This window comes from Peptoniphilus olsenii (assembly GCF_040545475.1).
In the GTDB taxonomy this organism is placed as follows: Bacteria; Bacillota; Clostridia; order Tissierellales; family Peptoniphilaceae; genus Peptoniphilus_A; species Peptoniphilus_A olsenii.
The window spans coordinates 1-21,477 of sequence record NZ_JBEPMA010000006.1; the positions used below are offsets into that span (position 1 = coordinate 1).

The window sequence follows — 21,477 nt, forward strand, 5'->3', positions numbered from 1 at the left end:
GTGATTCCTCTTTCTCTTTCTTCTGGTGCTTTATCTATGTTTGCATAGTCTACGAATTCTCCACCACCGAATCTTTTGTTCATTACTAGCGTTATTGCCGCTGTTAATGTTGTTTTACCGTGGTCAACGTGTCCTATTGTTCCTATGTTTACATGGGGTTTATTTCTTTCAAATTTTTCCTTGCTCATTTTATTCCTCCTAGGATATTATATATAAACTCATGATACAATAAATTGTAAATTTTTTCAAGATTTCGACAATTTAAGTTTGTATTCTCTCTAATTTTTGTCTAACAAATGTGTTCATAAAATATGCTACAAAAATTACTGATGAAATTTCTGCTATTAAATAGCCATACCACACTTCGTTTATGGACATGAACTTTAGTGCAAAATATGCAAAGGGTAAGAGTACTATGATTTGTCTTAATATTGAATCTAATAGTGCCAAAAGTCCATTTCCAAATGCCTGAAAAATAGATGCTCCTACGATTGATATTCCTGCAAATATATATGATGATGCACATATTCTAAGCATTGGAACACCAATTTCTAACATCGGTTTTGTGGCCGAAAATACAGATAATATTTCTTTTGGAAAAATGAATATACCTACAGCTACTATTATTGTCATTAAAATCACTACTTCGAAAGAGAGTTTCATCGTATCTAGTATTCTTTGTTTATTTCTTGCCCCATAATTATATGCTATTATTGGCACCATCCCATTATTAAGTCCAAAGATTGGCATAAATACGAAAGATTGTACTTTAAAATATGCTCCTAGTGCTGCTACTGCCGATGTAGATACTGTAGATAACATTGAATTTAATACATAAATAGTAAAAGACTGAATTGTAAATGTTATTGTAGATGGTACTCCTACTTTAAATATACTTTTAATTATTTTCAAATCTTTGCTAGGTTTTTTAATTGTAATTTCCTCATTAAATTTATATTGAAATATAAATCCACAAATAGCACCCATAATCTGTCCTATTACTGTTGCTATAGCTGCTCCTCTTACACCCATTGCAGGAATTCCAAATTTACCAAAAATAAATATTGGATCAAGTATAATATTTAAAATCGCACCTGTAATCTGAGTTAGCATTGTGAGCACTGATCTGCCTGTGGACTGCAAAATTCTTTCTATATATATTTGTAAAAATACACCCAAAGACATTCCCATCACTATTTGAAGATAGCTTGTTCCATATTCTATAACCAATTGATTGGTAGTCTGACTATTTAAGTATGCATTTGGTAAAATCCTAGACAAAATACAAAATATAATTGCATAAACTATCGCTAAAAAAAGTCCGTTTTCTGCAACTAAATTAGATTTTTCGAAATCTTTCTCCCCAAGATGTCTAGATATTAAAGCATTCATCCCAACTCCAGTTCCTACTCCAATTCCAACAATGATATTTTGAATCGGAAACGAAATAGAAATTGCAGTAAATGCTGCTTCATTTATTTTTCCTATATAATATGAATCCACTAAATTGTATAATGACTGAATAAGCATTGATATGACTATGGGAAATGAAACTTGAAATAGAAGTTTACCTACTGGCATAACCCCTAATTTGTTTTCTTTTAAACTCACTTTATCACCTCTTATCTTTTAAAGTATATAGAAATATATAAATTGTTAAAGTTTCAGATTAAATTTTATCACATAATTAAAAATGAAGCTAAAAAACTTTTTAAATTCACAAATATAAACTATTTAATTTTTTTAATACAAGTTTTAAATCTCAGCTTTTTTGCTAGTACCGACCAAAATTTTTGAATAAAACAAGGTGTCCCAAATCGACATTTTATAAGTATATAATTTATCATCAGATTCATCTAAAGGATAAAACAAAGCCATAATTCGAAAATCATCGTTTGTATTTACATTAAATAAATCTGGATTCTCTATCAAAATTCTTTTATCCAATTCCGTGTTTATATATAATACGCTTCCATCAATTATTTGACAATTGTTCTCTTTCATAAAAAATATTGCCAAATTGATAGGTAGTCTCTTATTGGAATCAATATCTTCTATAAGATTCTCAAAGTATGGTGAGTTCTTTAACTCTTTTTCTATATCAATATAAAAATATGTTTTTTTAGTTTCATAATCATTCCCACCTCTAAAATATATTTCGAGCTCAGAAAATTTATAATCCAACAATGATAAATTTTCCATATTTTTTGATTCTAAATTTTTTTCTTCATATATGTTTTTTATATATACAGGCTCTATTACTGTATCTAATTTTTTTTCATTATTTTTAATCGTAAATCTCTTGTGCTTTATTATATCAATCACATCATTTTTAGTCTCCACAAAAATCAAAATATAATCATTTAATCTTAAGTCTTTATTTTTTGTTCTTAACACCACATCAACAGAAGTCTCTTTTGCTTTTGGAAATTTTATTTTTTGCAAGCTAGAGCTTTTCATACTATTAAATGAAAAATTCACATTTTTAAAATTATTAATTAGAACTGTGTTGAATAATAAATCTTGAGTCGTAGAAAAATTAATATTTAATTTAATTTCATTATCATCAATATTTTTTTGTTATTTAATATTATCGTACGTTTATTATCTTCTAAGTCACATAATTGAATATTAGTGTATTCATAGTTAACAGTCTTATTATTTTTAATATTTAAAAATATGATAAGAAATACAATAATTGAGAATATGCCCACTATTTTAATTTTTTTACTTGTATATTTAATTTTCAACTTATAATCACGCCATTTTCTATTTTTATATTTTTACTATCTAAAAGGCATTTTATTATATAAGTTACAATATTATAACTAAAAGAAAATCTATCAACAATTAAAGATATATTATAATCTACTGAACTTCCCAATTCTAAATTATTATAAACCAATCTACTCAATTCTAAATAGGCTACTGTCATTATTTTATCATTATTGTATATTCTAATAGAACCTGATAAAGCAAAATTAAATTCAAACTCATTAATGTAATTTTGCTTATCAGTATAACTTATTTTCCTAACTTCTTTTGTAATTAAAGGTATGAATTCTTTTCTTATTTCTGAAGTATTTTTTATATAAACAAGAGAATTATTTAAATATAATTTTTGACTACAATTAATTATATAAATGTTTTTAGATTTAATTTCTCTTATTTTATGAAAAAAATATAACATACCACAATACTCATTTGAATCTTCAGAATACCAAACTACAAAATTTTCAAAAATGGAATTTTCTATTATCTTATTAATCTTTTTTAAACTATTTCGTATCTTTATTAAAATAATATCTGGATAACCTAAGTATTTAGGTATTTCAAGTTTTTCTAATTCTTTTAAATTACCAATGTCAAAAATCATTGGAATAGACAATACTGATAATTCTTTATTAAAATCAATTAATACTTCTTTTAAAGAATCAGAAAAACAGATGTTCATAGTCTTGTTTAAACTCATAATTATATATGTTTAGTTATATGTAAGCTTTCACTATATACTTTAACTCCTGCTGAATTCCAACAATTATGAAAGCTTCTAAACTTATAAACATCTCCTTTTTTATATTTAATAGAAGGAGTCGATGAACTAACTCTCCCATAACCTTTTGTAGAAGCAGCACCATTATAATATCTAAAATTTTTAGACATATCTCCTCTTACACTTACTTCATATTCAATTGGTGCTGCAGTAGTTGCCCAAGCACTTATTTTTTTTGTAAATGGGTTTACATCAAAACCCGAGTAAGCTCTTGCTATATCAGGAAGTATAGCTTTAGTATTCATATCATGCCCATCAGTTTCAGTTATATAACCTTCTTTATAACCAGTATTATCTGTTTCTTCTAAAACAAAGTCAGTAGTAATATCATAAAAATCATCTGCAAATTCTCTAGGTACAGTTTCTGCATATACTATATTTAATGTTCCTATTAATATTATTAATGTTGAAATAATCTTTTTCATATATTACCTCCATCATAAATAAAAATTATTCTACTTACCCTACATAACTTAATCTTAATAATTATTCTCCTTCATTAAAAAATTAAATACTGTTTATTTGAATTATATAACAAACAATCTTTTTTTCAATACGTTTTCCTTTCTACCTTTTAAAATATCGTTCTATGATTTTCAAATATATGTGTTAAAATAAAACTAATGAGGTGAATAAAATGAAATTATTAATTACGAGCAAAATACCACAGGAGATTTTTAATGATTTGGACAAGCACTTCGATATAACTTATCATGATTCTAATATTCCTTTAAGTCATGATGAAATTAAGGAAAAAGTTGTGAACCATGATGCTTTATTATGCCCGCTTTCTGACAAGATTGACAGGGATATTATTGATGCGGGCAATAGTTTGAAAATTATCGCAAATTATGGTGCTGGTTTTGATAATATTGATATTAAATATGCAAGACAAAAAGGGATTGATGTTACCAATGCACCTGCTCCCCCTTCTGCTATTTCTACTGCCGAGCTTGCTTTTGCACTTATGATTAGTGCTGCTAGAAAAATTGTTTCTGGAGACAAACTCACTCGTGATGGCAAATTTTATGGATGGAGACCTACTTTTTATTTGGGTCATCAATTATATGGCAAAACTTTGGGTATCATAGGACTAGGCAATATTGGTCAAAATCTTGCCAAAAGAGCTTTGGCTTTCGGAATGAAAGTTATCTATTATTCTAGGACTAGAAAAGATGATTTTGAAAAAGACTATGAGGTTGTATATAAAGATAAGTATTATGTTATTGCAAATTCTGATTTCTTAAGTCTTCATACTGCTTTTGTTCCTGAGTTAAAACACATGATTTCTAAAAATGAACTTGAAATGATGAAAGATAGTGCTATCTTAATTAATGCTTCTAGAGGGCCAATTGTTGATGAAGATGCTCTTGCTGATGCACTTATAAATAATACAATTGCAGGCGCAGCTCTTGATGTGTATGAGTTTGAACCTAAGGTAAATGAAAAGTTACTCACGCTTGATAATGTTATTTTGTCTCCTCACTTGGGCAATGCAACCTTTGAAGCTCGCTTAGTCATGGGCGAAAACGCTAGGGACAACCTAATTCAATTTAAGGAAGGCAAAGTGCCACAAAATAAAATAAATTAATTGTATATTTTAGGAGAGGTAAAAAGATGTTAAAATATTATAGTCCACAAAACATGGACATTTGGTCAGGTAGAATTGATGACGAAGAAGATTTTGAATCTTTTAGATGGCATCAATGGGTAGAGCCAATTGATTTAAATAATGAAAACAATGAGCCCTTTGATGGTGCAATTGGTTTTGGCATACTGGGTTTTGAATCTGACCAAGGTATTGAATTAAACAAGGGACGTTTTGGTGCTGCAGCAGGGCCTGCTTCTATTAGAAAAGAGCTTACTAAACTTCCTTGTCAATTTTCAAAAGAAGTAAAAATTTTTGACTGCGGAAATGTCACAAGTAAATATACTACTTTAGAAGCAGCACAAAACGAGCTTGCTCTTGCTGTTGAAAAAGTTTTGGATTTGAATTTATTTCCTATAGTTCTTGGTGGCGGCCACGAAACTGCCTTTGGCCATTATAAAGGTCTTAGTCAATTTTCAGAAAAACACGAACGTAAAAACCCTGGCATTTTAAACTTTGATGCACATTTTGATTTAAGACCATATACAGAAGGACATGGAACAAGCGGTACAATGTTTAGACAAATTGCCGATTATAACGATGAAAAAGATTCAGATTATAATTATTTTGTAATGGGAATACAACGTCATTCAAACACTCAAGCTCTCTTTAGAGTAGCTGATGAACTTGGGGTTGAATATGTATTAGCAAAAGAGTTAATAAATGGAGATTATCTAGAGATAATTCATAAAGTTGATAAATATATTGCTAAGCAGGACAATATTTATGTGACTATTTGTATGGACTGTTTCTCTACAGCTTTTGCACCAGGTGTATCTGCACCACAACCACTTGGGCTTGATCCCGAAAAAGTTCTTTTAGTGCTTAAGCATATTTTCTCAACTGGCAAACCAATGTCATTTGATATTGCAGAGGTATCACCTCGTTTTGACCACGATTCTGTAACTGCAAACCTTGCTTCTATATTGATTTATACTGTAGTAACTACAATTGCAGATAATCCACAATTATTTAATGTTAAAGATAAATTTAAAAATACAGATAATTAAATCTAGTATGGGACCTTTTGAGGTCCCTTTTTTATTGCATTTTTTTGCATGAACTAAAATCAAATTTTTTCATTGTATAATTTTAACAATTAATGTATCATCTAAAAGTCCTTTTTCAAATATTGTCACTATTAATATTTTAAAATTTCTTAAATAAACATATTCAGTTATTTTATAATATAATTAATATGGAGGTATTATATTTGTGTTAGAAGCTATTACTTTATTTATATTTATATCAACTTTGTTGATTGCAGTATTCATAGAAGCACCAATTTATATCGCCCTTTTAATAAATCTTGTGCTTTTATGTATGTATTCCAAGTATAGAAATTATAATATAAAAGAAATTTGTAACATGATTTTAATTGGAATTAAAGATATCAAAATGATACTTGTTGTTTTTTCTTCGATTGGGATGATAACTGGAATATGGCGATTAAGCGGTACTATATCCTACATAATTTATCATGGAGTTACATTAATTAAAGTAGATTATTTTTATGTGGGGATTTTCGTTTTTAATTCTATAATTTCGTTTTTGACAGGAACTAGCTTTGGTACTGCTTCTACTGCTGGCATTATTTCAATGTCTATATCAAATGCAATGGGTTTTAATCCAATAATATCCGGTGGGGCAATTTTATCAGGTTGCTTTTTTGGTGACAGATCCTCACCCCTTTCAACATCTGCACTATTAGTAGCCAACTTAACTGAAACAGATTTAATTACTAATTTAAAAAATATGCTCAGAACTGCCATAATTCCTTTCATACTTACAATAATTACTTATCAACTTTTTAATATAAGAGCAGAAGCCGTAATTGATGTACATAGTATAGAGGCGATTGCTGATATTTTTAACTTTCATTGGTCGTTACTAATACCCACAATTATTATAATAGCACTGTCCATTGCTAAAGTACCTTTGATTATTACTCTGATAATATCCATTATAATTTCAATATTTTTGGCTATAGGATTACAAAATAGTTCATCTGTTGAAATTTTAAGAACATTAATTTTTGGATTTCACACAAATTCACCTGCAGGAAATTTGATAAATGGCGGCGGATTTATGTCTATGATAAACATGCATATAATTGTGGGTATATCATCAGCTTATTTTGGTTTTTTCAAACATACACCTATACTGAACCCAATTAAAAAATTTGTCAATTGGGTGTTTACCAAACTGCCCCCAATGTTTGTAATTGTAATTTTGAGCATAGTAATTTCAACATTTAGTTCAAATCAAACCTTAAGTGTCATGCTGACATACGAAATGGCGAGAACAAATATAAAAAATAAATATAAATTAGCACTTTATTTAGAAAATTCCGCTATAATGACTGCAACATATATACCATATAATATTGCAGGTAGAACACCCATAGAAATGATTGGAGCTCCAATAGTTAGTTTATACACAGCTTTTTATATACATTATATAGTAGTTGTAAATACAATAGTTTCGAGCATTAATTACTATAAAAATAAAAATTGATAAAGTTCTACTCCCCCTTTTATCCCGAGTAAAAAGCATTACGAACGCATAAAGAGTCTTGCATCTGCCGGAAAAAATCTTCAGAATTTCAAATAAAAAAGCATTCAACCACTCAACTCACAAACAATTATAGCAAAAAAATAGTGCGACAGAACTTTAACTCTGTCGCACCTTATTCTACTTCCCATTTTTTATATCTTTTATAGAACATGCACTGCTACATCCATCACAGCCACAACCACAACCTTTAGTTTTTCTTGTTCTCCTTATGGCAAAAGCAATTGCTGCCACAATAATTAACGCAAGAATTATATTAATAGGTGTCATAATTCATCTCTTCTTTCCTTTTCTTCTTTTTTGAAACAACTTTTGACCTATCTTTTCTAAATATAAGATAAATATATACAAAAAGAATTCCAATAGCTATTGCTGTTTGTATATTAAATTCTCCACCTTCTAGTATTCTGCCAAACTGATATACCATAAGTGATACAGTATAAGAGAACACTAAAAGATATGCTATGGCAAAACCAAACCATTTTTTAGAACCCATCTCTTCTTTTATAGCTCCAATTGCTGCAAAACAAGGTATAGTCAATTGATTGAATAATACAAATGAAAAAGCTGCAGCTACTGAGAAATTAGATGCAATAAATTCTGATAAAGTCTCTGCTCCAGGTGTTACTTCACCAAGACCAGCCACAACTCCATATGCACCTACAACTAATTCTTTTGCCACAAGTCCCAAAACTGTAGCCACTGAAGCCATCCAGTTACCAAAACCAAGAGGTTTAAAAATTGGTGCTATTATTTGTCCTAATGCTGCAAGCATTGAATCGTGTGGGTCCGCTCCAAATTCCATAAATGTTCCATTTGTAGAAATATTTTGTAAAAACCAAACCACAACTGTTCCTAATAAAATAACAGTCCCAGCTTTTGCAATAAATGATTTACATCTAAACCATGTAACTTTTAAAATATTTGCAGCAGAAGGAAGATGATATTCTGGAAGTTCCATAACAAAAGGAGCTGGATCTTCACTAAAATATTTAGACTTTTTCAAAATTAGGCCGCTTGTTATAACAGCGACAATTCCTGCAAAATACCAAAAAGGTGCATACCACCAAGTGCCACCAATAAAGGCTGCAAACATGGCAAGTACATCTAATTTCGCTCCACATGGCATGAAAGATGCAGTCATTATTGTCATTCTTCTGTCATTGTCTGACTCAATTGTTCGAGTTCCCATTATTGCAGGTACAGAACAACCAGTACCCATCAAAATTGGTATAAAAGACTTACCTGAAAGTCCAAATCTTCTAAAAATTCTATCGAGTATAAAAGCAATTCTCGACATATATCCAATATCTTCTAAAATCGCAATGAATAAAAATAAAGTTGCAATTACTGGTAAGAAACCCAGAACTGCACCCACACCAGCAATAATTCCATCAACTAAAAGTGAAATTAAAAACTCTGCTGCTCCAGCATTAACCAAAAATGTTCTCACATTTTCTCCGATAATTTCACCAAAGAAGACCTCATTAGTCCAGTCAGTTATTGGCCCACCAACAAAATTAATCGCCAACACATATACAAAAGTTATCACAGCAATAAATATTGGAATTGCCAAAAATCTATTAGTTACAATTCGGTCAATTTTATCAGAAGTAGTCATACCAGTTCTGCCTTTTTTGACAGCTTTTTTTGTAATATCAGTTACAAAATTATATCTTTCATCAGTTATTATACCTTCTGTATCATCATCAAACTCATCTTCAGAAATTTTAATCATTTCCTTTAACCTTTGAGTTTCGCTTGCAAAAAGAGGATACTCATTTATGATTTTATCGTCTTCCTCAAAAAGTTTAACTGCAAGCCATCTTTTGGAAGGATTGTCTTTAATTAAGCTAAACTCTTCTATTTCTAAAATTCTATCCTCAATTTTTTTAGAAAATAAAGTATAACTCTCATTTTTCTTGCCTACAGACTCAACTACCGCTTCAATTAGCAAATCAATATTTTCATTTCTTAGAGCCGAAATCTCTACAACTTTACAATTTAGTTCTTTCTCCAGCATAGCAACATTGATTTCGTCATTATTTTTCCTAACAACATCCATCATATTTAAAGCTAACACTAGAGGAATATTTAACTCAGCTAGTTGAGTTGCAAGATATAAATTTCTCTCGATATTTCTAGCATCAATTACATCTATAATCACATCAGGTCGTTCATTTACAAGATAATCTCTGGCCACAACCTCTTCTAAAGTGTATGGCGAAAGTGAGTAAATTCCAGGTAAATCCGTAAAATGAATTTCCTTATTTTTTTTGTACTCACCAGTTTTCTTTTCAACAGTAACACCAGGCCAGTTACCTACATACTGGTTTGAGCCTGTTAAAATGTTAAAAAGAGTAGATTTCCCACTATTGGGATTACCTGCTATTGCTACATTAATTGTCATAATATCTCCTACTTTTCAATTTCTTCTATTTCTATTAGTTCCGCATCTTCACGTCTAATAGTAAGTTCATAATTGCGTAAATTTATTTGAACGGGATCACCTAATGGAGCAACTTTTCGTATGTATATTTCTGTATTCTTAGTAATGCCCATGTCCATTATTCTTCTCTTCAAAGGACCTTTGCCCGTTATTTTTTTTATTATATAATATTTTCCTACTTTGGCATTTTTTAAAGATTTGACCTCCATACTACATCTCCTCTACCATAATTTTTTTGGATAAATCTTTTCCAATAGCTACCTTGGTATCTTCAAATGAAATTATCAGATTGCCTTCATTTTTATTAATAATAATTCCAATTGCACCTTCCTTAATACCTAAACTCGCAAGCTTTGATATAGAAATATCATCACTATCTAAAGGTCTTATTCTAATAATTCTAAAATATGTATTTAAAGAAAGCCTATCTAATTTTAACAAACGCATCACCCCAAGGATAAACTCTATGAATTTGACATTCATTATCAATATAATAATATTATAACATGATTTTTAAAAAATTAAAGGGTATTGATACAGTTTTTCAATTAAAAAAGTGTCCTCAGCCAAAAAACTTGTAAAAAAATCGAATGAATCTGCATGTGACGGTGAGAATTTTTCCCCTCCCATGTCATCCTGAGCGAAAAAATCTTGTGAGATTCAGAAGTCGAAGGATCTGCATGTAATGTAGAGATTTTGTTTAGGTAAAAAAAGAAGTGTAATGGAAAATATAATAGAAAAGTTTTCTACCTATATCTACAAAACGGCACCTCTACAGGCAGATTCCTCGATTACAGAAAATTCGGAAGAATTTTCTTCCACTCGGAATGACAGTTATAGGGGTTGTCGTTGCTCTTTCCAGTGTCATCTCGACTAAGTGAGCGGCAGCGAACGCATGGAGAGATCTGCATGTCGTGGAGAGAATCTATGGAGTTTTAAAACAAAGTATTCAAGCACCCAAACCACGAACAACTATAGCAAAAAGTCGAATATGATTTTTAACTGTTCGAGCGACAGCGAGTTTTAAAAATCCGACTTTTTGCGAGGGAAATGAAAAACTAAAGAGGTAAAAACTTTGTCTAAAAAAGGCGTGGGGGTTTGGTTGCTTGCTCGAAGGAAGGAAAGGGGGCCTCGCAGCGAAAGCGGAATGCCCCCTTTCCTTCCTTCGAAATAGAATAGAAAATGGTGATTTAGAAAATATTTATTAAAAAAGATTTTTAATTATTCATACAGAACGGCTCCTACACAGGCAGATTCCTCACTCTTCGAGTACACGGCGATTCCAGAAAATTCTTACGCATTTTCTTCCACTCGGAATGACAGTTGTAGGTGTTGTCGTTACCCTTTCCAGTGTCATCTCGACTAAGTGAGTGTAAACGAACGCATAAAGAGTCTTGCATGTGACGGGGAGAATCTGCAGAGTTTAAATAAAAAATGTTGTGAAATAAGCATAAGAAAAGTCTTCTATTTATATTTACAGAACTACCCCTTTACAGGCAGATTCCTCACTCTTCGAGTACACGGCGACTTTCGCCTTGCTCGCTCGGAATGACAGTTGTGGAGGTTGTAGCGGTTTAAAGACTTCAATTCTTGCGAATTTTCTTTTGTGTATTCTAATGACAATAGTAAATCTTAAATGAAATCCTCTTATAGTGTCATCTCGACTAAGTGAGCAAAGCGAACGCATGGAGAGATCTACATTTAATGGAGAAAATCTGTAAAGTTTTAAATTAAAAAGTATTCAAGCACCCAAACCACGAACAAGTATAGCAAAAAGTCGAAAATGATTTTTAACTGCTTGAGCATCAGCGAGTTTTAAAAATCCGACTTTTTGCGAGTAAAATGAAAAATTAAAGAGGTAAAAACTTTGTCTAAAAAAGGCGTGGGGGTTTGGTTGGTTGCTCGAAGGAAAGGAAAGGGGGCCTCGCAGCGAAAGCGGAATGCCCCCTTTCCTTCCTTCGAAATAGAATAGAAAATGGTGGTTTAGAAAATATTTATTAAAAAAGACTTTTTAATTATTCATACAGAACAACCCCTCTACAGGTAGATTCCTCGATTACAGAAAATTCTCTCGAATTTTCTTTCACTCGGAATGACAGTTGGGGGAGTTGTTACGGTCTATAGGCTTCAATTCTTATGAATTTTCTTTTGCGTACTCTAATGACAATAGTAAATCTTAAATGAAATCCTCTTATAGTGTCATCTCGACTAAGTGAGCGGCAGCGAACGCATGGAGAGATCTGCATGTCGTGGAGAGAATTTTTCCCCTCCCATGTCATCCTGAGCGAAAAAATCTTGTGAGATTCAGAAGTCGAAGGATCTGCATGTAATGTAGAGATTTTGTTTAGGTAAAAAAAGAAGTGTAATGGAAAAAATAATAACAAAGGACTTCTATTGATTTTACAGAACTACTCCAATACAGGCAGATTCCTCGACTCGCCTTGCTCGCTCGGAATGACAGTTGTAGGGGTTGTCGTTGCCCTTTCCAATATCATCTCGACTAAAAAGCGTGCGAACGCATGGAGAGATCTGCAATTAGAGGAGAGAACATGTAATTATGAATAAAAATAGTAGTCAAAAGAATAAAATAAAAAAACACCAATCCTCCCCCAACCACATTACAACTAACATTAATATAATAAAAAAAGGCAAAAAAATAAGACAGTAAAACTGCCTATCCAATCACCAACTCATCTATTCATTTTTTCAAAAGCTCGACTCAGTTCCAAAATTGCATCTCGGAGTTCGTCAAGTTTTGTTTCGTGCCTAACCAAAATATAACAAGAAATGGCAATTGGAAAACCAATATTAGACACAAAAGATAGTAACTCTTCCATAATCATCACACAAGCTCTTCTTCTGTTCTCTTAACGATTGTGGCACCGTTATATTTATTTAGAAAACCTGCTTTACCTTTAATAAGTTGCTTTTCAACTGCAAACTCACCAAAGTTATTAGCATCAAGAGCCGATAAATCAGCTTTCGGTTCAGATACAGAAATAACTTTTTTATTTCCTTCTTCATCAACGAAATTTAATCTAACAGTCTTTTTAGTATCCATGCTTTTCCTCCTTTACTAAAATTAACTAACACTAACTTACTCACCTAAAACTTCTTCTGTCACTTTAACTGCCATGTCTAGCTCACCTTCAAGCATACCTGCAAGAAGTCCTGCTCCTTGATAAAGGTCTTCATTACCAACACTTTCGTTAATACCATTAAGAGCAACAGATCTCTTTTTAGTATTACCAGAATCATCTTGGTTTGCGACAACAGTTCTCAATTTAATGTCTGCCATATTTTCACCTCCTATAATATACATAGAATAAAATAGCAAAAGTTGCTATGAGTTTTTAAAATTTTTACAAAATTATATAAAATTTCAAAAATCACTATAAACTTTCCTTAAACTTCCACCACTTTTTCCAATTATCACTCGCCATAGAACGTGGGCAAATTTTGTGACTAGCATCAAAATGCCTTACCACATTTTTCAAAGGAATTTGATAAAACTTCATCAATTCCCTAACTAACTTTCGGGCAAACTCAAGGGACTTATCCATATCACCATCACTGTTTACGCATATCTCAATTCCAATAGAATTAGAATTCGTGATGCCATACCTTCCCCTGCCATCGCCACAATGCCAAGCCGCATGAGCATCCTCAATAATTTGCACCACACCATTATCATCAACAAAATAATGGGCCGAAGCATTTCTGTTGCATCTGCCGAAGTATAGAAAGTGGTTAAGAGCATTCGCACCAGCATTAGAATTGCCAGTATCATGAATGACAATATAACGAATCGGAGTAGACCTTCTCGAAGAATAATTGAAGTGGATTAATTTTTTATCAATTAGCATAAATATCACCTCCTATTATGTATATAGAATAAAATGGTAAAAGTTGCTATGGGGGTTTTGGTTTTTCTTAAATAATATAAAGAAAAATTATTAAGAAATGAAATGTAAATATAGTGATAACCTCGTACTCTGTCATTCCGAGCGGAAAACCCGAAGGGTTTGCAAAGTCGCCGTGTACTCGAAGAGTGAGGAATCTGCCTGTAGAGGGGTTGTTCTGTATGAATAATTAAAAAGTCTTTTTTAATAAATATTTTCTAAACCACCATTTTCTATTCTATTTCGAAGGAAGGAAAGGGGGCATTCCGCTTTCGCTGCGAGGCCCCCTTTCCTTTCCTTCGAGCTTCCAACCAAACCCCCACGCCTTTTTTAGACTAAGTTTTTACCTCTCTAGTTTTTCTTTACCTCGCAAAAAGTCGGATTTTTAAAACTCGCTGATGCTCAAACAGTTAAAAATCATTTTCGACTTTTTGCTATAGTTGTTCGTGGTTTGGGTGCTTGAATACTTTTTAATTTAAAACTTTACAGATTTTCTCCATTAAATGTAGATCTCTCCATGCGTTCGCTTTGCTCACTTAGTCGAGATGACACTGGAAAGAGCAACGACAACCCCTATAACTGTCATTCCGAGCGAAAGAAAATGCGTAAGAATTTTCTGAAGTCGAGGAATCTGCCTGTAGAGGGGTTGTTCTGTATGAATAATTAAAAGTCTTTTTTAATAAATATTTTCTAAACCACCATTTTCTATTCTTCTTTCGAAGGAGGAAAAGGGGGCATTCCGCTTTCGCTGCGAGGCCCCCTTTCCTTTCCTTCGAGCTTCCAACCAAACCCCCACGCCTTTTTTAGACTAAGTTTTTACCTCTCTAGTTTTTCTTTACCTCGCAAAAAGTCGGATTTTTAAAACTCGCTGATGCTCAAACAGTTAAAAATCATTTTCGACTTTTTGCTATACTTGTTCGTGGTTTGGGTGCTTGAATACTTTTTAATTTAAAACTTTACAGATTTTCTCCATTAAATGTAGATCTCTCCATGCGTTCGCTAGCTCACTTAGTCGAGATGACACTGGAAAGAGCAACGACAACCCCTATAACTGTCATTCCGAGCGAAAGAAAATGCGTAAGAATTTTCTGAAGTCGAGGAATCTGCCTGTAGAGGAGTAGTTCTGTAGAAATAAATAGAAGTCTTTTCTCATTCTTATCCAAAGAATATATTTTCTTTTTAGAACATATGTTGCTTTTGTGTTCGAAATCCTTTATACTATTATTATAAAAAAACAAGTGTTCACAGGAGGTATTAATGGAACATAAAAATGATTACAAAGAGTTCGACTATTTTCTTCGTCTTGCGATGATTGGGGACGGGTATGGCAAATTAAGGGTTGTGGAAATGCTTAGGCCTCTCATCATTTCTTCTATCAAGAAATACTGCCCCATCATGCGAGAGTTTGAGGATTTGTATGCTGATGGTGTTGAGGTTATTTTAAGTCTTATTGAGACTTTTGACGGCAAGAGGTCTTTTTTGAAATATGCTAAGTCATATTTGAAATATCATTATCTCGACACGTATAAGTATTTGACAAATGTGGAAAGTGATATGCATGAGGATGAGGAGGTGAATATTTTTGATACAATAGAGGCTGATACTCATGTTGAAGATGAGTATCTTAAAAAGGAAAATAAGTGGACTATTAGAGAGGCAATTAAAACACTTTCACCAAGAGAACAACAGGTAATCAATCTATTTTATTATCATAGGCTGGGCCTATCGGAGATTGGAAATTATTTGGGTATATCTAAATGGACTGTTGTCAATTTGAAGAGAAATGCAATAGCAAAACTCAGAAAAGTTTTGGTGAAAGATTTTTAAAAAGGAGAAAGATTAGCTGATTAATTTTTACATAATAATCAACTAATCTTTTTTAATTTTTGGATAATATTATTTAATTTTATGTATAAAAAAACTCAAGGCATGTGCCTTGAGTTTTTGTTTAATTGAAAACACTTAATTATTTAACATAAGTGTGAGCGTCAATGTTGTTTCCTGTTGTAGGATCAACAGCTCCGTCAGTTGATTCAACAACTACTTTAACAGAATTATTAGTTGTATTAACTGAGTCAACTTTGTAAGAAGCACCTGCTGGAGCATTTACTTTGTCAAGTTCTGCTTTTACAGCAGCTCTTACATCATTTTCTTCTGCAACTGTATTTGTTTCGTTATTTTCAACTTTAACATTAGCTAAAGCTTTTGTGATTTTTTCAACATAATCGTCAAATGCTTTTTGTTTTTCTTCTGCTCCTAGAGCTTTTTCAGCATCAGCAATTTTTTCATTTTGAGCTTTAATTCTAGCTTGAAGGTTATCTTTACCTTTACCATCTTTAAGAGCATCTACTAATTTTTGAGCTTCAGCAACTTCTTTTTTAGCTTTAGCTATTTCATCTTTACCTTCTACAGTATCCATGAATTCATCTGTTGCTTTTTGAGCTGGTTTTGCTTTTTCGTCATAGTATTTTTGAATTTCTTCTTTTGCTGCTTTCTTTTCAGCATAAGTGCCTTCAGTTAATGGATTATCAATGTCTTCTTTAGCTTGTGCTAATTTTGCACTAGTTAATTCACTTTCATAAAATCTATTAACTAGTTTTTGAACTGGTGTTAATTCAGTTTGATCAGGTACCTTTTCAATTGGTTTATCTGTAGCATTGATTCTGAAATCAGCTGCATAATAGTTTCCAGCCCATCCCATATCTTTAAATACTTTAAATGCTAGTTTTTCTCCGTTAACATATTTAACTAGAGCTCTTGCATTATCTTTAGATACGTTATAAGTTGCGTATCCATTAGCATCTCTTGTATCAAAAACGTTGTGATCAACTTTAACTACGATTGTTGGGTGTTCGCCATTTACATCGTTAACTTCAACAATAGTACCAACTTGTTGTGCTGCATCTACAGATGGTAGAACGCCTACAATTGATCCTTCAAGTTTTGTGTCTCTTGATAGGATAGAAATAATTTCAGCTACGTTGTTAGCATTTGCTTTTTTGTGGTTTTCTACTACAAATTGAATTTTAGATCCTACTCTTAATTCGTCAAATCTCTTAGCTGAGAAGATGTCTGCATCTCTGATGTCAAGGATTGATTTTTCACCATTGATATCTTTGATTGTAAGTGATTTGTTACCATCTTTAGCTATTACTTCAACGATTGGGTAAGTTCTTGTTGCAGAGTGGTCAAGTCTAGTTTCCATTCTGCTTGCACTTCTTTGACCGTAGATTTCAATTACGTCAAGTTTGTCACCATATTCTAATGGGAATCTTGAAGTATTATTCATGTTATCTCTGTCATAAAGTTTTCCGTCAGTATCTTCAAGTGTAGTTGCGAATTTAGATGAAGAAGATTCGATTACTCTGTAAAGATCTCCACCTTGGTTTTTAGAAACTACGTTAAATACGATAACTTTAGCTGTATTTCTGTATCCAGCATCTTTAAGTTTACCGTAACCTACATGAAGTCCATCTCCGTCAAAACCAGCGTATACGTTAGGAATTTTATATCCATTTTGGTAATCGTGGAATCCGATTAGAGATAATGCTTCGTTAATACCAGAAACTTCTTTCATGATATTGTTGTATGGGTTAGCTACATATACTTCTGTTTTGTCAGTAATTTTTAATGTTACTAATTCTTTTCCATTAGCTTTGTGGAAAGTAATGTTATCTGCTTTTGTTTTATCAGATTTTAGACCAATTGTTGCATATTCTTTATCAATTTTTTGGTCTTTGCCTTTTAATGATACAATATCTTTGTATAATGCTGTTTCTACTGTATCATCAGCTACGCCTCTCCAAACTTTGTTATCTTCTTTAACTTGTCCTTCAGGGTTATTAATAGCTAAATCTTTAGGGTTACCAAGTTCAATAATGTGAGTTACTTCATTTTTATCGTTAACTAAGATTCTTACTAGTGAACCTAGGTAGAATTCTTTGTTATTCATTGTAGTAACTTTAACTAATTGTTCTCTAGCGCCTTTTCCTTCAACGAATACTGTATCAGCAGTGATTTTGTATTCTTTTTTGCTGTCTTGATTAAGAACTAGCTTGTTGTTGTTAAGGTCAGATAGGATACCTCTTGTTTCGTTAGCAGGTACTCTCTTGAATTCTTGCATTTTGTAAAGTGCATTGTACATCATAGTGAATGCGTCTGCTCTGTTTGCTGCTTTATTTGAATCAGCAACTGTTACGTCATCAAGAATTCCAAGTTCTGCTGCCCAAGTCATCCAAGAAGATGCCCATACAGCGTTTTTAACCATTTCTGGTGTTAAATCTTTTTTAACTAGAACTACTAACATTTTAGCAAGTTCTGCATAAGTTACGTCTCTTTCAGGTTTGAAAGATCCATCTGGGTAACCAGCTAGCATAGCAATTCCGTTAGCATCTGATGGTCTTGTTGTACCTACAGTGATAACTCCGTTTGCCCAGTGAGCTGTGTTAACGTCAGAGTAAACTTGCATTGATCCTTGTAATTTTTTAGCTAGGTCTTCGTTACCGTTAGCTATTACAAGAAGTCTTGTGATTTCTGATCTTTTGATATTTTTGTCATATCCGTAAGATCCATCTTCGTAGCCTTCAACAAATTTTTTGTCGATAATGTATTGGATTTTGTTTTCTTTTCCAACTACTTTTTCAACTTTTTCGCCAGCTTCAGCTTTTTTAGCTTCTGCTTTCTTTTCTGTTGTTTCAGCCGCGAAGACACTTGTGAATGTTCCTAGTACCATTACTAGTGCTAGTACTAGAGAAATAATTTTTTTGTTCATTTGTCTTTCGACCTCCTTAAAAGTTTTGTAGATTCTACAAAAGTCTTAAACTTTTGCGCCGAGACTGAACAATCTCGACTTAAGAGGCGACAAATAAATTTCACCCTTTGGTTTATTTAGTTGTCATGTTCCTCTTGTGATTTATATTATACACCAGTTTTACCGTTTTTAAATTACAATCATATTACATAATTATTCATTTTTGTAATATTGTGAAATATTTGTGCAATATTTGGTTTAATATTGTAGAATTTATTACATTTAATTGCCATAAATATTGCTGTGGGTTTGCTTGTGTATAATATGTGGCGTGACTACACACCATTTTTTTATTATAGCAAAGATATACGATTTTTGCAAAGTTTGGGTTGGAAGGTGGTGTGGCGGGATTGGGTTTTTGGATTGGAATGGGGGTTTGGGGGTTTTTGCTTAAATAATTACAGTAGTGGGGGTTGGCTTGGTCTTTTCCAATGTCATCTCGACTGAGTGAGCAGTAGCGAGTGCTTGGAGAGTCTTGCTTGTGAGGGAGAGAACTTTTCCCCTCCCATGTCATCCTGAGCGAAAGAAATCTGTCAAGATTTCTGTAGTCGAAGGATCTGCATGTAATATATAGAATTTGTTTAAGATGAAATAAAAAGTGTAGTGAAATAAGCATAAGAAAAGTCTTCTATTTATTTTTACAGAACGGCTACTATACAGGTAGATTCCTCGACTCGCTTTGCTCGCTCGGAATGACAGTTGTGGGAGTTGTTGCGGTCTATAGGCTTCAATTCTTATGAATTTTCTTTTGTGTATTCTAATGACAATAGTAAATCTTAAATGAAATCCTCTTATAGTGTCATCTTGACTAAGTGAGCTAGCGAACGCATGGAGAGATCTGCTTTTAATGGAGAGGATTTGTAAGGTTTAAATAAAAAAGTATTCAAGCACCTAAACCACGAACAATTATAGCAAAAAGTCGAAAATGATTTTTAACTGTTCGAGCAACAGCGAGTTTTAAAAATCCGACTTTTTGCGAGTAAAATGAAAAATTAAAGAGGTAAAAACTTTGTCTAAAAAAGGCGTGAGGGTTTGGTTGGTTGCTCGAAGGAAAGGAAAGGGGGCCTCGCAGCGAAAGCGGAATGCCCCCTTTCCTTCCTTCGAAATAGAATAGAAAATGGTGGTTTAGAAAATATTTATTAAAAAAGACTTTTTAATTATTCATACAGAACAACCCCTCTACAGGCAGATTCCTCGATTACAGAAAATTCTCTCGAATTTTCTTTCGCTCGGAATGACAGTTGTGGGGGCTGTAATCATCTATAGGCTTCAATTCTTATGAATTTTCTTTTGTGTATTCTAATGACAATAGTAAATCTTAAATGAAATCTTCTTATAGTGTCATCTCGACTAAGTGAGCAAAGCGAACGCATGGAGAGATCTGCTTGTGAGGAGGAGAATTTGTTAAGATGAAATAAAAAGTGTAGTGAAATAAGCATAAGAAAAGTCTTCTATTGTTTTTTACAGAGCGGCTACTACACAGGTAGATTCCTCGACTCGCCTTGCTCGCTCGGAATGACAGTTGTAGGCGTTGTCTTTGCCCTTTCCAATGTCATCTCGACTAAGTGAGCAAAGCGAACGCATGGAGAGATCTGCATGTGATGGAGAGAATATGTAATGGTGAAATAAAAAGTGTAGTGAAATAAGCATAAGATAAGTCTTCTATTTATTTCTACAGAGCGGCTACTATACGGGCAGATTCCTCGATTACAGAAAATTCTTATGAATTTTCTTTCACTCGGAATGACAGAGTATGAGGTTATCTCTTTATCTACTTTTCATTTCTTAATAGTTTTTTTGTAATATCTTTTAGAAGACTTTTTATTCTATTATTTCACTCCACAAGTCTTTCCACTCGGGATTTTCTTTTTCAATTAATGCGTTCTTTTTCTTTCTTGACCAATTTTTTAGTTGTTTTTCTCGTTCTATGGCTAGGTTTATATCTTCATATATTTCGTAATAAACTAGTTTGTGGATATTATATTTTTGTGTAAATCCTTCTACTGCTTTACTTTTGTGTTGATATACTCGTTTTATTATATCTCTTGTGACTCCAATGTAAATTGTTTTATTGTTTATGTTACTTAATATGTATATGTAGTAATTCATTTTGACACCTCTATTTATTATATCAACTGTTTGGTCTTATTTGAGGTTTTTGTTTTATTTTTAATAAAAGTCTTATATTTGTTTCTACAGAGCGGCTACTATACAGGTAGATTCCTCGACTCGCTTTGCTCGCTCGGAATGACAGTTGTAGGCGTTGTCTTTGCCCTTTCCAATGTCATCTCGACTAAGTGAGCGACAGCGAACGCATGGAGAGATCTGCTTGTGAGGGAGAGAGTATGTAATTATGAATGGAAAAAGTAATTGAAAGAATAAGATAAGGACTTCTATTGTTTTTTACAGAGCGGCTACTACACAGGTAGATTCCTCGACTCGCTTTGCTCGCTCGGAATGACAGTTGTAGGCGTTGTCTTTGCCCTTTCCAATGTCATCTCGACTAAGTGAGCAAAGCGGACACATGGAGAGATCTGCTTG

General features: G+C 32.5%; 19 protein-coding genes. 4 read left to right on the forward strand and 15 right to left on the reverse strand.

Annotated elements, in window-relative coordinates:
* The 5 genes from ABID14_RS05875 to ABID14_RS05895 form a co-directional block, all read right to left on the reverse strand.
* Nucleotides 1–188: GTP-binding protein (locus ABID14_RS05875; RefSeq protein WP_354368114.1), on the reverse strand; the 188-nt coding region annotated here is incomplete at its 3' end.
* 73 nt (nt 189–261) lie between these two features.
* Complete coding sequence (locus tag ABID14_RS05880) at nt 262–1,611, reverse strand: MATE family efflux transporter (protein WP_354368116.1); 1,350 nt, start codon at nt 1,609–1,611, stop codon at nt 262–264.
* Nucleotides 1,612–1,755: 144 nt separating this feature from the next.
* Nucleotides 1,756–2,460: a hypothetical protein gene (locus ABID14_RS05885; protein ID WP_354368118.1), complete on the reverse strand. Its 705-nt coding sequence runs from the start codon at nt 2,458–2,460 to the stop codon at nt 1,756–1,758.
* A 286-nt stretch (nt 2,461–2,746) separates the two neighbouring features.
* Nucleotides 2,747–3,472 (reverse strand): DUF1835 domain-containing protein, encoded by a 726-nt coding sequence (locus tag ABID14_RS05890; protein WP_354368120.1) that lies wholly within the window; start codon nt 3,470–3,472, stop codon nt 2,747–2,749.
* A gap of 2 nt (nt 3,473–3,474) precedes the next feature.
* Nucleotides 3,475–3,978: a hypothetical protein gene (locus tag ABID14_RS05895; protein ID WP_354368122.1), complete on the reverse strand. Its 504-nt coding sequence runs from the start codon at nt 3,976–3,978 to the stop codon at nt 3,475–3,477.
* Between the two features lie 212 nt (nt 3,979–4,190).
* Between ABID14_RS05895 and ABID14_RS05900 the strand changes: the two genes are divergently transcribed.
* The 3 genes from ABID14_RS05900 (at nt 4,191) to ABID14_RS05910 (ending at nt 7,718) form a co-directional block, all read left to right on the forward strand.
* Nucleotides 4,191–5,144, forward strand: a complete 954-nt coding sequence (locus ABID14_RS05900; RefSeq protein WP_354368124.1) for a 2-hydroxyacid dehydrogenase family protein — start codon at nt 4,191–4,193, stop codon at nt 5,142–5,144.
* A gap of 26 nt (nt 5,145–5,170) precedes the next feature.
* On the forward strand, nt 5,171–6,211 hold the full coding sequence (gene hutG / locus ABID14_RS05905; RefSeq protein WP_354368126.1) for a formimidoylglutamase: 1,041 nt from the start codon (nt 5,171–5,173) through the stop codon (nt 6,209–6,211).
* A gap of 205 nt (nt 6,212–6,416) precedes the next feature.
* The gene (locus tag ABID14_RS05910; RefSeq protein WP_354368128.1) at nt 6,417–7,718 is read left to right on the forward strand and encodes a Na+/H+ antiporter NhaC family protein; all 1,302 of its coding nucleotides are present in this window, start codon (nt 6,417–6,419) and stop codon (nt 7,716–7,718) included.
* Nucleotides 7,719–7,895: 177 nt separating this feature from the next.
* On the opposite strand, the gene ABID14_RS05915 is transcribed toward ABID14_RS05910, so the two are convergent.
* From ABID14_RS05915 to ABID14_RS05950, 8 genes are all read right to left on the reverse strand, one after another.
* The gene (locus ABID14_RS05915) at nt 7,896–8,045 is read right to left on the reverse strand and encodes a FeoB-associated Cys-rich membrane protein (RefSeq protein ID WP_354368130.1); all 150 of its coding nucleotides are present in this window, start codon (nt 8,043–8,045) and stop codon (nt 7,896–7,898) included.
* Nucleotides 8,032–10,185 (reverse strand): ferrous iron transport protein B, encoded by a 2,154-nt coding sequence (gene feoB / locus ABID14_RS05920; RefSeq protein ID WP_354368132.1) that lies wholly within the window; start codon nt 10,183–10,185, stop codon nt 8,032–8,034. The genes ABID14_RS05915 and feoB overlap by 14 nt, the downstream gene beginning before the upstream one ends.
* A gap of 8 nt (nt 10,186–10,193) precedes the next feature.
* Entirely contained in the window at nt 10,194–10,433 is a 240-nt protein-coding gene (locus tag ABID14_RS05925) for a FeoA family protein (RefSeq protein WP_354368134.1), read from the reverse strand.
* 1 nt (nt 10,434) lies between these two features.
* Nucleotides 10,435–10,665, reverse strand: a complete 231-nt coding sequence (locus ABID14_RS05930; RefSeq protein ID WP_354368136.1) for a FeoA family protein — start codon at nt 10,663–10,665, stop codon at nt 10,435–10,437.
* 2,249 nt (nt 10,666–12,914) lie between these two features.
* The gene (locus ABID14_RS05935) at nt 12,915–13,061 is read right to left on the reverse strand and encodes a YvrJ family protein (RefSeq protein ID WP_354368138.1); all 147 of its coding nucleotides are present in this window, start codon (nt 13,059–13,061) and stop codon (nt 12,915–12,917) included.
* A gap of 5 nt (nt 13,062–13,066) precedes the next feature.
* Nucleotides 13,067–13,285: a DUF2922 family protein gene (locus ABID14_RS05940; RefSeq protein WP_354368140.1), complete on the reverse strand. Its 219-nt coding sequence runs from the start codon at nt 13,283–13,285 to the stop codon at nt 13,067–13,069.
* Between the two features lie 36 nt (nt 13,286–13,321).
* Nucleotides 13,322–13,522: a DUF1659 domain-containing protein gene (locus tag ABID14_RS05945; RefSeq protein ID WP_354368142.1), complete on the reverse strand. Its 201-nt coding sequence runs from the start codon at nt 13,520–13,522 to the stop codon at nt 13,322–13,324.
* 94 nt (nt 13,523–13,616) lie between these two features.
* Entirely contained in the window at nt 13,617–14,090 is a 474-nt protein-coding gene (locus tag ABID14_RS05950; RefSeq protein WP_354368144.1) for a peptidoglycan recognition protein family protein, read from the reverse strand.
* 1,293 nt (nt 14,091–15,383) lie between these two features.
* Between ABID14_RS05950 and ABID14_RS05955 the strand changes: the two genes are divergently transcribed.
* The gene (locus tag ABID14_RS05955) at nt 15,384–15,953 is read left to right on the forward strand and encodes a sigma-70 family RNA polymerase sigma factor (RefSeq protein WP_354368146.1); all 570 of its coding nucleotides are present in this window, start codon (nt 15,384–15,386) and stop codon (nt 15,951–15,953) included.
* 139 nt (nt 15,954–16,092) lie between these two features.
* On the opposite strand, the gene ABID14_RS05960 is transcribed toward ABID14_RS05955, so the two are convergent.
* Both ABID14_RS05960 and ABID14_RS05965 read right to left on the reverse strand, forming a co-directional pair.
* A complete protein-coding gene (locus ABID14_RS05960; protein WP_354368148.1) occupies nt 16,093–18,897 on the reverse strand; it encodes an S-layer homology domain-containing protein in 2,805 nt (934 codons plus the stop codon).
* A 1,860-nt stretch (nt 18,898–20,757) separates the two neighbouring features.
* Nucleotides 20,758–21,045 (reverse strand): GIY-YIG nuclease family protein, encoded by a 288-nt coding sequence (locus tag ABID14_RS05965; RefSeq protein ID WP_354368150.1) that lies wholly within the window; start codon nt 21,043–21,045, stop codon nt 20,758–20,760.
* Nucleotides 21,046–21,477 lie beyond the last annotated feature (432 nt).

Coding starts and splice junctions, on each gene's coding strand:
- ABID14_RS05885 (WP_354368118.1), bottom strand. CDS start 2,460: ATGAAAAGCTCTAGCTTGCAAAAAATAAAATTTCCAAAAGCAAAAGAG.
- ABID14_RS05890 (WP_354368120.1), bottom strand. CDS start 3,472: ATGAGTTTAAACAAGACTATGAACATCTGTTTTTCTGATTCTTTAAAA.
- ABID14_RS05895 (WP_354368122.1), bottom strand. CDS start 3,978: ATGAAAAAGATTATTTCAACATTAATAATATTAATAGGAACATTAAAT.
- ABID14_RS05900 (WP_354368124.1), top strand. CDS start 4,191: ATGAAATTATTAATTACGAGCAAAATACCACAGGAGATTTTTAATGAT.
- hutG (WP_354368126.1), top strand. CDS start 5,171: ATGTTAAAATATTATAGTCCACAAAACATGGACATTTGGTCAGGTAGA.
- ABID14_RS05915 (WP_354368130.1), bottom strand. CDS start 8,045: ATGACACCTATTAATATAATTCTTGCGTTAATTATTGTGGCAGCAATT.
- feoB (WP_354368132.1), bottom strand. CDS start 10,185: ATGACAATTAATGTAGCAATAGCAGGTAATCCCAATAGTGGGAAATCT.
- ABID14_RS05925 (WP_354368134.1), bottom strand. CDS start 10,433: ATGGAGGTCAAATCTTTAAAAAATGCCAAAGTAGGAAAATATTATATA.
- ABID14_RS05935 (WP_354368138.1), bottom strand. CDS start 13,061: ATGGAAGAGTTACTATCTTTTGTGTCTAATATTGGTTTTCCAATTGCC.
- ABID14_RS05940 (WP_354368140.1), bottom strand. CDS start 13,285: ATGGATACTAAAAAGACTGTTAGATTAAATTTCGTTGATGAAGAAGGA.
- ABID14_RS05945 (WP_354368142.1), bottom strand. CDS start 13,522: ATGGCAGACATTAAATTGAGAACTGTTGTCGCAAACCAAGATGATTCT.
- ABID14_RS05950 (WP_354368144.1), bottom strand. CDS start 14,090: ATGCTAATTGATAAAAAATTAATCCACTTCAATTATTCTTCGAGAAGG.
- ABID14_RS05955 (WP_354368146.1), top strand. CDS start 15,384: ATGGAACATAAAAATGATTACAAAGAGTTCGACTATTTTCTTCGTCTT.
- ABID14_RS05960 (WP_354368148.1), bottom strand. CDS start 18,897: ATGAACAAAAAAATTATTTCTCTAGTACTAGCACTAGTAATGGTACTA.
- ABID14_RS05965 (WP_354368150.1), bottom strand. CDS start 21,045: ATGAATTACTACATATACATATTAAGTAACATAAACAATAAAACAATT.